This is a genomic window from Njordella calcicola (genome assembly GCF_056494125.1).
This window is the reverse complement of record NZ_CM151396.1, coordinates 4,244,243-4,257,654: the sequence shown is the minus strand read 5'-3', so window position 1 is coordinate 4,257,654 and position 13,412 is coordinate 4,244,243. Positions and strand designations below refer to the sequence as shown.

7 protein-coding genes are annotated in these 13,412 nt (G+C 55.1%); 2 read left to right on the top strand and 5 right to left on the bottom strand.

Features of this window, described 5'->3' with window-relative positions:
* The first annotated feature begins 32 nt into the window (after positions 1–32).
* Positions 33–977, top strand: a complete 945-nt coding sequence (locus tag SH302x_RS16615; RefSeq protein ID WP_479363522.1) for a helix-turn-helix domain-containing protein — start codon at positions 33–35, stop codon at positions 975–977.
* Complete coding sequence (locus tag SH302x_RS16610; RefSeq protein ID WP_479363521.1) at positions 974–1,798, top strand: 3-keto-disaccharide hydrolase; 825 nt, start codon at positions 974–976, stop codon at positions 1,796–1,798. The genes SH302x_RS16615 and SH302x_RS16610 overlap by 4 nt, the downstream gene beginning before the upstream one ends.
* A gap of 67 nt (positions 1,799–1,865) precedes the next feature.
* Here the strand turns inward: SH302x_RS16610 and tssH are convergent, their stop codons facing one another.
* The 5 genes from tssH to SH302x_RS16585 form a co-directional block, all read right to left on the bottom strand.
* On the bottom strand, positions 1,866–4,604 hold the full coding sequence (gene tssH / locus SH302x_RS16605) for a type VI secretion system ATPase TssH (RefSeq protein ID WP_479363520.1): 2,739 nt from the start codon (positions 4,602–4,604) through the stop codon (positions 1,866–1,868).
* A 344-nt stretch (positions 4,605–4,948) separates the two neighbouring features.
* The gene (locus SH302x_RS16600; RefSeq protein ID WP_479363519.1) at positions 4,949–6,226 is read right to left on the bottom strand and encodes a hypothetical protein; all 1,278 of its coding nucleotides are present in this window, start codon (positions 6,224–6,226) and stop codon (positions 4,949–4,951) included.
* Positions 6,227–6,655: 429 nt separating this feature from the next.
* Entirely contained in the window at positions 6,656–7,864 is a 1,209-nt protein-coding gene (gene argJ / locus SH302x_RS16595; RefSeq protein ID WP_479363518.1) for a bifunctional glutamate N-acetyltransferase/amino-acid acetyltransferase ArgJ, read from the bottom strand.
* A 157-nt stretch (positions 7,865–8,021) separates the two neighbouring features.
* Complete coding sequence (locus tag SH302x_RS16590) at positions 8,022–10,397, bottom strand: SurA N-terminal domain-containing protein (protein WP_479363517.1); 2,376 nt, start codon at positions 10,395–10,397, stop codon at positions 8,022–8,024.
* A gap of 151 nt (positions 10,398–10,548) precedes the next feature.
* Complete coding sequence (locus SH302x_RS16585) at positions 10,549–13,404, bottom strand: FtsK/SpoIIIE family DNA translocase (RefSeq protein WP_479363516.1); 2,856 nt, start codon at positions 13,402–13,404, stop codon at positions 10,549–10,551.
* Positions 13,405–13,412 lie beyond the last annotated feature (8 nt).

Below are 13,412 nucleotides of genomic sequence, written 5' to 3'. Positions count from 1 at the left end.
CGTTCACTCTTTACCGGTTTACTACACAGCCCATGACGAACGATTACACATCCAAGCAGGTTGCCGAATTGCTGAATGTTAGCGAATCGTCTGTGAAACGCTGGTGCGATCGTGGTTTGATTGAGTTCCATCGTACGGGCGGTGGGCATCGGCGAATCACTCGCGACGCTATCGCTTCTTTCCTGAAAACCGCCAGTTCGACTGGACTGGAAGAGTCGAATCAGCTTGAAACTCGTTTAAAGATTTTTGATTCGGAATCGGCCGCTGTTCCAAAAAACGAAGCTGAGCCGGAGCCTAGATCCGATTTTCGTGGTCTGCAAACCGACGTTACGATTCAGCAGCAGCGGCTGCTGGCGGCCTTGGTTTCCGGCAACGAATTGGACGCCCGGCGATTGATCACTCAGCATTTTTCCATATGCGAGCGGATTTCCCAGGTCGCTGACGATTTGATTGCTCCATGTTTCCGAGAGATCGGTAAATCGTGGTCGACGGGCAAAGTCGACGTGTTTCAAGAACGACGGGCCGTGGGGATCACGCTGCAAACGCTGCACGAACTGCGACGGTTGCTGCCGGAAGCGACCGGTGGACGAGTCGCCGTAGGCTGTTCCCTGTCGGGCGATGACTATTTGTTGCCAACTTCGCTAGTCGAGATGGTGCTGCGTCAAAACGGCTTCCAAGCGACCAATCTTGGGACCAACATTCCCTTTTCGAACCTGCTCAAAGCCGTCCATGCTTACCGCCCCAACTTGGTTTGGGTCAGTGTGTCTCACGTGGAGAATCGCGAAAGCTTTGCGGCCGACTTTTCGGAATTCTTGCGTGAGCTGCCGCTTGATTGCAATTGTTTGGTCGGTGGACGCGTGGCTAATTGGATCGATCTGCCCGAGATGGATCGTTTACATTGCTTTACGAATATGCGACAGTTAGAAGAGTTTGTGCAAACCTTCTACGCGTCCCCTATTCGTAATCAATTGTCATGACCCACCTTTACTCCCAGCCCTTTGCTCTCTGCTTTGCTTCCCTTGCTGACCACATTTCCGCTAGCGTCATCGCGTTGCAGCGTTTGATCCAATCATTAAGCCAGCAAGGTCATTCATACCGATGGGCGATGCTATGCATTTGTTTGCATGGTTCGACCGTGGTGGGGCAGTCTGTACCTGAAATTAAGTTCGATGTAGCGGCCCAAACCGGATGGCGTCAGTTGAGCGAACCAGATTTCGTGCGCGTCAACGGCGACGATCAGACGTTGGTTTGGGAAGGCACGATGGCGCATGGCAGCGGACTACCAATTGGCGTAACGCGGACGAAAGATCAAGTACGCAACTTTGAGCTTTTGATACAGTGGCGGCACTTACAATCAGCCGGTAACTCAGGCGTTTTTGCATGGGTTGATCCTGCTGCACTGGAGGATTTGCCGCCTGGCGAGTTGCCCAAGAGTGGCATCGAGATCCAAATGTTGGACTTAGGCTACATTGAGTACTTTCGCGAGCGTAACAATCGCGAGCCTGATTTCTTTACAACGCATGGCGATGTGTTCGCGGTTGGTCAGTCGAAGATGAAGCCCTTTCCACCTTTGTCGCCCAATGGTTCGCGAAGTTTTCCCAAGAAGCAATTGTCGAAAGGCGTCGGCCAGTGGAATCAGTATTATGTTCGCGGCATCAACGGCGAGATTCGTTTGTGGGTTAATGGCGAAGAGGTATCTGGAGGAACCGATTGTCAGCCAGCCAGCGGCTATTTATGTTTGGAGTCCGAGGGAGCTCCGATCGATTTCCGAGAGATTTATCTGCGCGAGCTGCCGTGAACCGCGCTAACTCAACCGACGATCTTGCATCAATTTTCGTTTAACCGCGAGCCCATCGGGCCGCGTGCTACGTGATCTTGTACACAAACCTTTGGTCCGCATCGATGTCGATGTGAACCTCATTGACCTCTTTGCCTTCAGCGAGGAAGGAAAGGAACTCCGCTGACAGCTCCGGCAATAACGAACGCGTTAAAATGTGATCCACATTACGTGCTCCCGTGTCCACTTCGGTGCATCGTGCGGCAATCGTCTCCACCAGCTCCGGCGCATAAGTGAACTTCGCGCGATAGTTCTCGACCACCCTTTTGGCAACTTTGCCCAGCTTCAGCTCCACAATCCTTCGCAACACTTCATCGCTGAGCGGATAATATGGGATCACCGCCACGCGGCCTAAGAATGCAGGCTTGAACGTCTTCAGCAGCTCAGGAAACAACGCTTCAATAAACGCGTCTGGTTCCGGCGCTGTCTCGGGGTCACTGCACAGACTCTTGATGAGGTCCGTTCCAGCATTGGATGTCATCAAGATCACCGTGTTCTTGAAATCGATGTCGCGACCCTCGCCGTCCTTCATCATGCCTTTGTCGAAAACTTGATAGAAGATGTCTTGCACGCCGGGGTGCGCTTTTTCCATTTCATCCAGCAACACCACGCTGTACGGTTTGCGACGTACTGCTTCGGTCAAGACGCCCCCTTCACCGTAACCAACGTAGCCCGGAGGTGAACCCATCAGCAAGGACACTTTGTGCTCTTCCTTGAACTCCGACATGTTGATCACCGTCATATTCTGCTCGCCGCCGTACAGCAGTTGCGCAAGAGTGATCGCAGTTTCCGTTTTGCCCACGCCGGAAGTGCCCGCTAGCAAGAACACGCCAATGGGTGTACGTGGGTCAGCCAGTCCGGCGCGCGAAGTACGAATCGACTGAGCGATGCGGTCCAGTGCATGCCCCTGGCCAACGATTTGCTTTTCCATCAAGTTCTTAAGATTCAAGACGGTATTGATTTCATCGGCCACCATCCGTCCAACAGGAATTCCGGTCCATGACGCGACGGTTTCAGCGACCGCTTGCGAATCGACGCAAGGATGCACCAATGGTTGTTCGCCTTGCAGCTTATGCAGCTCGTCACGCTTCTGTCGCAGTTCCGTTAGCTTCGCGAGTCGATCTTCTGCAGACAGATCCTCACTTGCATCGCTGCTGGCGGCGGCCGCTTTGTCCGTTGCGGCTGGAGCGGTCTTTTCGGCCGCTTTGGGTTTCGCTTTGTTGCGACGCGGCCCTTCCAGCAAATCGCTCAGCTCACTGACGCTCTTTACCAATTCCTTCTCTTGCTCCCAGCGCGCCAGCAATTTGGTCTGCTCGTCCAGTAAACGCGTACGTTCCGCGGCGATTTCTTGCATGCGTTCGGCATGGTCAGACCCCGTCAGCGATTCACGTTGCAAGATCTCCTCCGATACCCCAAGCTGGTCGATGCGACGTTGAACGTCTTCTAGAGCAGGGGGCGTTGAAGACTGGCTGATCCCGATCCTCGCGCAGGTCGTATCGATCAAGCTAACCGCTTTATCGGGCAATTGGCGACCGCTGATATAGCGATTGGAAAGTTTCACGGCGTCGACGATCGCTTCGTCTAAGATGCGAACACTGTGGTGCAGTTCCAAGGTATCCGTCAAACCGCGGATCATTTCGATCGCAACGGCTTCCGACGGTTCTTCCACTTTGACCACTTGGAAACGTCTCGCCAGAGCGGCATCCTTCTCAAAGTACTTCTTGTACTCGGCCCAAGTTGTCGCTGCGATGGTTCGCAATTCACCTCGCGCCAGCGCGGGCTTCAGCAAATTGGCTGCGTCCCCTTGGCCAGCCGATCCGCCGGCACCGATCAACGTATGCGCTTCATCGATGAACATAATAATTGGTTTGGCGGACGCCTTCACTTCGTCAATCACCGACTTCAGTCGATTCTCGAATTCGCCTTTGACCCCAGCGCCTGCTTGTAACAGACCCAAGTCCAACGTGCGCACGGCGACGTCTTTTAAGGCGGGGGGGACATCACCGGCTGCGATGCGCAAAGCGAAACCTTCGACAACAGCAGTTTTTCCCACCCCCGCTTCACCAGTCAGGATAGGATTGTTCTGACGGCGGCGGGTGAGGATATCAACGATCTGACGTATCTCGGCATCGCGGCCTAAGACCGGATCGATTTTGCCATTACGAGCACGATCGGTCAGGTCAATGGTGAATTGGTCAAGAGATGGCGTACGGCTGGGACCGCCTGGGGTAGCTGGCCCGCGGGCGGATGCGCCGGAGTGATCGCTGCTGGCTAACGGTGTTTCCTTGCTTTCGTCGGTGTCGGCTGATATCTGCCACATATTCTTGCGAAGCGATTCCGAAGATACTTTTTCAAGCTCTTTGGACATCGCTAGGGCGGACCGCGACAACGTATCGCTGCCTAAGAGTGCACACAGCAGATGGCCTGAATTGACCGCGGCGGCGGAGTATTCGATGCCTGCTAGCAGCCAAGCTTCACGAACCCAATCGACCACGTCAGGACTCAACGCTGGTGGCTTCGCATTCCCGGTCTTGAACTTGTCGATTGCCTTAGTAACGTCGCGCTGCAGTTGCGATAGATCGACGTCGAATGCGTTCAGTGCCGCTATGATATCGGTTGAGTTGGATTCCAGTAGTTTGGCGACCCAGTGTTCGATCTCAACGTTGTAGTTGGTCCTGGATAGGCAGAGACCTGCGGCCCCTTCAAGCGTTCGCTTGCAAGTTGGATTGAGACGGTCGATCAATTTCTTCAGATTAACCTGGACCATAATTACCTTTCAAGAAGTGAACGCGGATCAAATAAGCGAGGCGCTGCGATTGCAAGTATTGTGGCCAATCTGTCCGCAGAAACAATCGCCCATCCAAAATAAACTTAGGCGGCACCGACGCGGGGGGGGCCATTACTTGTTTCCGGCCTACACCCAGCAGCGTCCGAGTTCTTTACCCTCCCGGTTCGGGAGGAGGGTCGGCCGCGAGTTCCACGAGCGACCGGGGAGGGAGCATCATAGCCATGCCCATTGAACCGATGATCCCGCATCGTTTTCGTTGAACCGGCATCCGCAGCAGTGTGCGAGAAGAATCCTTAACAAACTCCACTACGGTGGAGCTGCTGTCATCGATTCATATTGGGGTACTGGCCATCAGCAACAAACGGTGCACTTGCGAATACTGCGTGATCACTGATCCGTATCGATTCATTGCTGAATCGATGGATAGGGCGCAGATTCGCTTGGCCAGGCAAAGATTCGACAACTTCCCAAATGCCCTTGGGGATAGAGCCAAAGCGTGGGTCGGAATTCAACTGCATCCGCGTTCCAGGTTCAACGTGCCGGTGCACGTCCTCAAACTGGATGTAGGCAATCGCATTCACCGCGTCATACGCCAACACGATTCCGCCTGCGGGGTTAGGCGTCATGTTGCCAACATGCGGCGTAAAGGCAAGCAGTTTTTGCATGCGAGCGAGACCATTGTCAAACTCGCCAGCAAAGCTCCCGCTGCGTGAGACCAACTGCATTGCATTACCAGTAGCGGGGTGTTGAGCAACCGGATTGGTGCCGATCGCAGGACCAAATCCGCTGTGTCCCCATGCGGACGTTAAGCTACCTGCTTCCGGCGCGATCTGCTTTCCATCGCTGGGGTTGACTTCGGGAGCAATGCTGGGAGGTACCGGCGTGGGTTTGGGCAGATCCTGAGGCGCTTCGGCGTAATCTTCAATGATCGGTGGCGTTGTGCTAGGACAGCAAGCGGCTAAGGCAGCAGAGGCTGCGACGCGAACTCGCTTGGACGGTTCTTTAAAGCAGCCAGCTTCGTCAACGTCGAAAGCTATTTCGGCAAGCTTCTTCTTCAAAGTGTCATTGCAACAGCAAGTTTGGCCGCACTGCGAACAACATTTTCCGCTGGCTGCATCATGGATAGCTTCTACAGTGGCCAGTCGCACCGACTCCGTACAGTTCTCCGAAGCGGCAATCAATGCGTCAGTCACGGATCCATCCGCGTCATAACAGCCACAACCAATGGTCGCTAGGTATTTAACGGATTTAATTTTTTGTGGTGCTAAATCTTCCTCTTGCTTGATCTCTGCAGCTCGACGAATCGCCGGGACGGGGGAGTCTAAGTTTTGGGGAGCGTTCAAGGCGGTCAGTCCCGGCCTGGGCTCAGTGGCAGGCAGGTTTCCGCGGCGATTGGTGAGTGCTCCGCGTACCTTCTGCATGCCGGTGGGGACACCCAAGTAATTCCACAACGTGGGAGCTGGCGCTGCAGGCGCCGCCAATGGAGCGGCATCTGCCGCCGCGATTGCAGCGAGTGCTTCGACTTCCTCCTGGGCGTGGACCGGAGCGGAAACACACGCGGCTAGAATGGCCAGCGATAACGAGGTTTTGCGTGTTGGCATGGGAGTGCACTCCTTTGCACCGGCTGCGAATCAATCATTGATTTAGCAGAACTATAAGTCCGTATCTCCATCTGCCTATCGGAGCCGGGGGGAGGGATTCTTCAGCCGATAATGCAATGCGATACCAACCAAGTCGTAGGTCATCGCTACAGTTTGCCTAAGCTACCAATTTGGCGTTATGCGATCTTAGCGTGCCGGTGTGCAAGGTGGCGATATTCGGTAAGGCAGCCGCAGAAATGGTCGAGAGCATGCTTGTGTGTCCCCGTTCACACCTCCCCGTTCACACCTCCCCGTTCACACCTCGGTCCCCGTTCACACCTCGATCAGCCGCAGGAGGGTTACTTGCAGTTGGAAGTCCGTCGTACAAAGGTGTGGCTGGCAGAATTCCACCTGCCGCTCGCCTCAACGTGAGAGTAGGAACAGGCAAGCCTATGTCGAATACTCCGAGTTAAACTCGACATACGCACAACCTAAGTCGCTGGTCCAATGCGTCGCTGTGCCACTTCCATATCCAACCACCATTTCAATGTTCGTGTTCCGCTTCTCACGGATCGAGGCACTGACCTGCTTGGCATCAAAATCAACTGGCTGGCCTTGGCTGAATATCATGTGACCATTGAGAAACAAGCTTAACGCGTCTACCTTGATCGGGACACCAGCATAACCGGCCGCGGACACGATACGTCCCCAGTTTGGGTCGCTGCCATAGATCGCCGTCTTCACCAAATTGCTCATCGCAATGGTCCGCGCGATTGTATCAGCGTCCTTGTCCGAGCGAGCTCCGCACACCATGATCTCAATCGTATGCGTTGCCCCTTCGCCATCGTCTGGAATCATTTTGGCAAGCTGAATACACAATGAAGTTAACGCATCTCGGAAGGCTGTATATTCATCGCCGTCGAACTCTTGCTGCAATTCGCCGGGGCACTGTGCCATCAGTACTAGCGAATCGTTAGTACTAGTGTGGCCTTCTACGCTGATGCAATTGAAAGATCGGTCCGCTGCATATTGCAACATCCGCTGGGCTTGATCGGCCGTCAGTGGCGCGTCGGTCACGACAATGCCTAGCATAGTTGCCATGGAAGGGCCGATCATGCCTGCGCCTTTGGCCATCGCGACCATGGAGTACTTGCGCCCGGCAATGGTCACCGTGCAGTCGGCTATTTTCCGCGTAGCGTCGGTGGTCATGATCCCATCGCTGGTGGCCATGAAGCCTTCCGTGGTTGCGGATAAAGCGTTGCTAGCCGCTTCGATCCCAGAACGAATTTTGCCCATCGGCAATTGATGCCCAATAATGCCGGTGCTCATGATCAAGAACGATTCGGCCGATATCGGGCTTCCTTGAGCTTTCCCTACATATTCGGCTGCGAGCCGTGACATTTCCAAAGCGTTGGCGTAACCAAGCTCGCCGGTGCAAGCGTTCGCGTTGCCGCTGTTGATGACGATGCCTCGCAGGTCGCTGCGTGGGCAGCGCTGGCGCGAGATGACCACAGGTGCCGCGACGACTTGGTTAGTGGTAAAGACGCCAGCGATCGTGCAGGGTTGATCGGAGACGACCAGCGCGACGTCGCGTGAAGCGGCCTTCTTTTTGATGCCCGCTGAGACGCCTGCGAATTGAAAACCTTGTGGGAGCTTCATGGATAGTATGCGTTAGGGAATGGTAGCAGGCATACTCCGTGTGCCGCCCGCACAGTTCTGTAGCAGGCACAGCGGAGTGTGCCTAGTACTTTGACGGCACAGCGGAGTGTGCCTACTACTCTGTTACGGCACAGCGGAGTGTGCCGCTACTTTGGGATTACTCTTCGGAGGTCAAAGCGGACATGTCCAGCTTGAGGTCCTCGCGGTACTTGTCGAACCATGCTGCTCGCAAGACTTGCAACTGCGCACTGGCCAATGCTTGTGTCGCAGGACTCAGCGGATTGGAAGCAAACTTCTGTAGCAAATCACTGTCGTTAGGCGTCCGCTCAATCGCTTTGAACACAAAGAAGCGATCCTGGCTAATACTGGGCGCTACCGCATATTTACCCGGCTCGGTCTCGAAGACTTGCTCCATAAAATCGTTATCCACTGGCCCAATGCCTTCAACCAACGAAGTCATGATCTCACGCGATGTGAAGGACGGTTGTTGCAGCCAAGTGAAAGGCGTCGGCCGTAAAACCAGTGCCTGTTCGGTTTCGTTCAAGACCAATTCCCAGCCATCCTTGCTGATTAGTTGAGCGGCCAGATCCTCGGCACGCGCTTTCGCTAACTCGCGAGCCTTCTTTTGTTTCCATGCGGCCGCAACGTTAGCTCGAGCTTGCTCAAACGTGGGAACATAAGCGTCTTTCTCTTCGATCTTCCATGTCAAGAACGATGACAGCGATGACCCAATTCCTAGCGAATCGAAACCGTACGGAACGTACAACGGCACTTGCTTGTTGAACATCAAATCCGGAAAGCGAGTCGCCGAAAACGAGCGTTGACTTTGGAAAAAGCTCTTGCCCAAATCGGTATCGATTGCCGTCACTTGATTCAGCATACCGGTGCGGCCATACTCCAAGCCGTTGGCGTCAGCGATCTTCGCTAAATCCAGCGGCGCAGGCTTGGCGACTTTGTCAAAGCCCGTGCGTTCAGCGTCCAAGAAGTATTGCATCTCCTGCTGGTACTTTTCCATTTCGGCCAGTGCCTTTTGCAAAGCCTCTTGGAGTTTCTCTTGGGCGGGCCCGTATGCGAGTGACTCTGCAATTTCGTCGCGAACTTCATCCAGCGTTTTGGTGCGCATCGTAGGTTTGGCGTTCGCTGGAGCGGACGTTTCTGGGGCGTTTGGCGCGGCATCAGATGCCGTTTCTGCTTCCGCAGGCGTTGCCTCTTCCGCAGGCGAGTCAGTAATTGTTAGCCCAGTTTCGGCCGGGACCGCATCGTCGGCCGCAACTGCGTCGGCATCGCCCGCAGGCTCAGCCGTCTCAGCAGTCGGTTCGTCTTGGAAAGCGACCAATCGCAACGAATTGGTGCGAGTTTGGCTGCCTGAATCGCCGGTGGCTGGTGTTTCTGGCGCGGCGGGAGCTCCCGCTTCGGCAGGCGTATCGGCGGGTGTTTCACTTTCGGCGGGCGTTTCCGCCGCAGGTTCGGCAGGCGTATCCGTCTCTGCTGGCACATTGGATTCTTCCGTCGTGGCTGCAGGCTCTGGCGTATCGGACGGAGCGGGCGTTTCGGCTAGCTCGGTCGATTTACTTGGTGTGGTGGGTTCCAAGCTGCCGGTTTTGTCCTCTTCCTGATATTGGCCTGAACCTATGCGGCGATCGTATTCCGCTTTGATTTCTTCTTCGGTCACGTTCTTCTTGGCTTCAGCGATATAGCGATCCAAGTAGCCTCTCACGTACTCGAAGTCGGCTGCATAACGTTCCGCAAAGCCAAACTCGGACGTGTTGACTGAGCCAGCGAAGAAATTCTTGCCGGTTTCGTAGATCTCGCGCAGCTCGCGGTCAGTCGGTTCGCCTTTGACTTCATCGACAAACGATTGCGTGAACACTGGGAAGGCTTCGATCTTGGTACGTTGTTCAAAGCGACGGAAGTTATCCCAATTGCCCGAGGGCGTAACCAATGGGCCGCCGTTGTAGCCCAAGCTAGCGGACTGCATTTGCAGCAACAGTTGCTTGCTGATTTCGTCTTTGATGTAACGATAAAGCTGGAAGCGGTTCAAATCGCGACCGGCTGTCTCACGCATCAGCTCCAAGTATCGGCTTTGCGAGATTTTGCCATTGGTCAGCTCTTGGATGTAGATGTCGACTGTTTCGTCGTCGATATTGACGCCGTGGCGACGAGCTTCATCAGCCAGCAGTTTGGTTTGAATCGCGACGCTGGCGTCGACCGGACGCTCAAGCCCTAAATCGATCTCGGTGCCGCTTTGGAAGAAGCGTGGAACGGTTGGCCGTCCACCTAATTGGACGACTTCGCGAGCGAGCCGATCCAAAAATTGGTAGGATCGCTGGTACGATGCCGTCAGATTTCTGACATCGTCGATGCTCATTGAACCATTCTTCCATCGGACGGCGGTCGTGCGATTAGCAACGCCGGTCGGATCCCCCAAGGAACCAAGCATTGGCAAAATGATAAAGGACACCATCGCCAGGACGACTAGCAAAGCCATCCAGACACGTTGGTTTTTTCGGAATAGAGAGAACGGGCTTGACATCCTGCAAACCTAGCGAGACTAGGGAAGAAATGGCCGACGAAGCTGACACCCAGCCTCATCGAAAGTCGCACGATTTTAAGAATTTAGCGATTCAACGCAATTGCAACCCTAGCTGTATAAGCAACTTTGGTCGAAAACAGGCCATTGTTTCTTAGTCTTCTTCGTCCCAAGAGGCCGTTTCGTCGTCTTCTGCCCCCGCCAGCACCTTATTGGAGGCTTGCGGAGCGTCCCAGCCATCGTCGCGACGGACGCGGTTCTTTCTGGCAGGTTCTGCTGCGGCTGCGGGGACTTCGCCTCCGGTTCGCATCGCTTCCCACTGTGCCAGCGAGATCGTTACGTCGCGGGCCTGCGAGCCATTATATTGCCCCACGATGCCGTCTTCGGCCATGAAGTCGATCAAGCGAGCGGCTCGACCGTACCCGATCCCAAGGGCTCGTTGCAACAACGAGCAGCTCCCGCGGCCTTCCCTTACGACCACATCGACGGCCGCTTCGTACAAGTCGTCTCGTTTGCGGAAGTTGCCCGGAGCGGCATTCTCCTTGGAATCGCCTTCTTCCTTGTTGACGTCGATGTGCATCAGTTCTTGCACAAACTTCTGCTCGCCTTGGCTGCAATAATCGACCACCCGATTGATCTCGTCGTCGCCCAAGTACGTGCCTTGGCCGCGCAGAAGCGTCGAAGTGCCCGGCCATAAGAACAGCATATCTCCGTTGCCCAGCAGCTTATCAGCCCCCATCTCGTCCAAGACGACGCGCGAGTCGGTGCGGCTGGCGACTTGGAAGCTAATACGAGCAGGCAAGTTACTTTTGATCAATCCCGTAATAACATCGACTGTCGGTTTTTGCGTGGCCAAGATCAAATGGATACCAACCGCTCGGCTCTTTTGAGCCAGCCGAATAATATGCTGCTCGACTTCCTTGCCCGCGGTCATCATCATGTCCGCAATCTCGTCAGCCACAATGACAATGAACGGCAAGTGTTCGGGGATCGCTTGTTCTTCCTCTGGCGTTTCCGGTTTAATACGCTCCATCAGTTCGGTACGATCCAACTGGTTATAGCTGACCAGATGGCGCACACCGGCCCGCGCAAGCAACGCATAACGCTCTTCCATCTTGTCGACTGCCCATGCCAAAATCGCTTCGGCCTTCTGCATATCGGTCACCACGGGATGCATCAAGTGAGGCAAACGCCCATATCCCGATAGCTCCACCATCTTCGGGTCGATCATCAGCATGCGGACTTCATCTGGTCGCCGTGTCATTAACATCGAAGTGATAATCGTATTCAAGCAAACCGATTTACCGGTACCCGTTCGACCAGCGATCAACAAGTGGGGCATCGAAGCCAAGTCGACACACAATGATTTACCGGACACGTCCTTGCCTAGGAACAGAGGGATCTTCATCTTGCGGATTTCGCTGCCGGTCTCTTCCATGACCTCACGCATGCGCACGATCTGCCGCTTCTCGTTAGGCACTTCGATACCAACGGTATTTTTGCCCGGGATCGGCGCGACGATACGAACGCTGGGTACGCGCAAAGCAATCGCGAGATCGTCCGCCAGCGACGTGATTTTGCTGAGCCGCAATCCGGCTTCCAATTCGATCTCGTACTGCGCGATCACCGGTCCCGTTTCGATCTCAACCACGCGGATGTTGAAGCCAAAGTCGGCAAACGTCTGTTCGAGGATTTTCGCTTTGCGTCGAATCTCGACCATCTGCTCTTCGTAGGAGAAATCTTCCGAAGGTGTCAGCAGATCAATGCCAGGCAGGACGTATTCCTCGGCACCATCGGGCAAACGCGTATCATCCAGTGTTTCCAAGAAGTTCGTCGCTGGCTTCTCGTTACGCGACTTGCGAGTTTTAATCTTGGGCTCGCTGCCATCGTGCGAGTCATCGATGCGGGCCGAGATATCTTCACCATCAACGTTCAGGTCCACGAAGGCATCGTCGCTCGCATCTTCGTCGTGATGGTCTTCGCCTTGGGCGTCGTCTGCATCCTGCTTGCTTTTCAGACCTGCAATCGAACTTAGTTTGCCAGCGAGCTTACCTACCGCTGTCGTCGTAATGCTGCGTGTGCGTGGGTTCTGATGCTTCTTGGGCTCTTCCGCAGACGACTCGCCTGCCACGCTAACCTTCGCGTCATGGCCGGTGACTGCATCCGACTTGGCATCCGCTGGCTTACTGTCCGGCAGTTTGCCGTCCCCTTGCTTGCCCCCGATGCGGATGGTGGGACCATTGAGTTCGCCTTGATAAGGTTCGCGGTCTTCGGTGGCGGCCAGCACCAGCTTTTCCTTCTCGGCTTCGCTGGCTTTGACGGTCACGGAGGGTTGATGTTGAGTTCGCCCCAAGGTGCGGCTGCCCAAGGCCGCGCCTTGTCGGACCGCTTCGGCGACCGGCCAGCCCATGCGTTTGCAGATAACGATCATGCCTATGGTTAAAAAACTCACGCCCCGAAAGACCGCATACTCGGTGCTGAGCATCAAGCCGATGGTCAAACAACACAAACACACCAAAATGCCACCGGCAAAGGCGAACTGGCTACTGATCCACATCGCTCCCATCGCGCCGATCGCACCGCCTGCACCTAGCGGTAACGCCATCGGCAGTCGCAGTCGCGTAAGTTCCATCAGCGTGAGCAGGGTTGTAAGTACGATCGTCCACCCCAGCGATCGGCCCAGCGGTGACGCCAACGGGCGCTGGCGAATCATGACCACCACCGCCAAAACAAGCAAGGCGGAGACGATAAACGCACCCGCTCCAAAGGCGTGCATCATGGCTTGCGCGACCCAACCGCCGATGTAGCCGCAACGGTTGGTGATCGATTCGTTGGGCGGATACGAAATCTGCTGGGCCGGATAGGGTTCGAAGATGACATTCAACAGAACCGGAGCGGGAGTCAACGGGTCGGCCGGATCGTAGGTGAGCAGCGATGCCCACACGAAAAGCGCAAAGGTGGCGAGGATCAGAGCGGCTATATCCCAACGGATGTTTCGCGATTCGGACATACAACTCG

Excerpts from the sequence above, each read along its gene's own strand:
- SH302x_RS16615 (WP_479363522.1), top strand. The coding sequence starts at position 33 with ATGACGAACGATTACACATCCAAGCAGGTTGCCGAATTGCTGAATGTT.
- SH302x_RS16610 (WP_479363521.1), top strand. The coding sequence starts at position 974 with ATGACCCACCTTTACTCCCAGCCCTTTGCTCTCTGCTTTGCTTCCCTT.
- tssH (WP_479363520.1), bottom strand. The coding sequence starts at position 4,604 with ATGGTCCAGGTTAATCTGAAGAAATTGATCGACCGTCTCAATCCAACT.
- SH302x_RS16600 (WP_479363519.1), bottom strand. The coding sequence starts at position 6,226 with ATGCCAACACGCAAAACCTCGTTATCGCTGGCCATTCTAGCCGCGTGT.
- argJ (WP_479363518.1), bottom strand. The coding sequence starts at position 7,864 with ATGAAGCTCCCACAAGGTTTTCAATTCGCAGGCGTCTCAGCGGGCATC.
- SH302x_RS16590 (WP_479363517.1), bottom strand. The coding sequence starts at position 10,397 with ATGTCAAGCCCGTTCTCTCTATTCCGAAAAAACCAACGTGTCTGGATG.
- SH302x_RS16585 (WP_479363516.1), bottom strand. The coding sequence starts at position 13,404 with ATGTCCGAATCGCGAAACATCCGTTGGGATATAGCCGCTCTGATCCTC.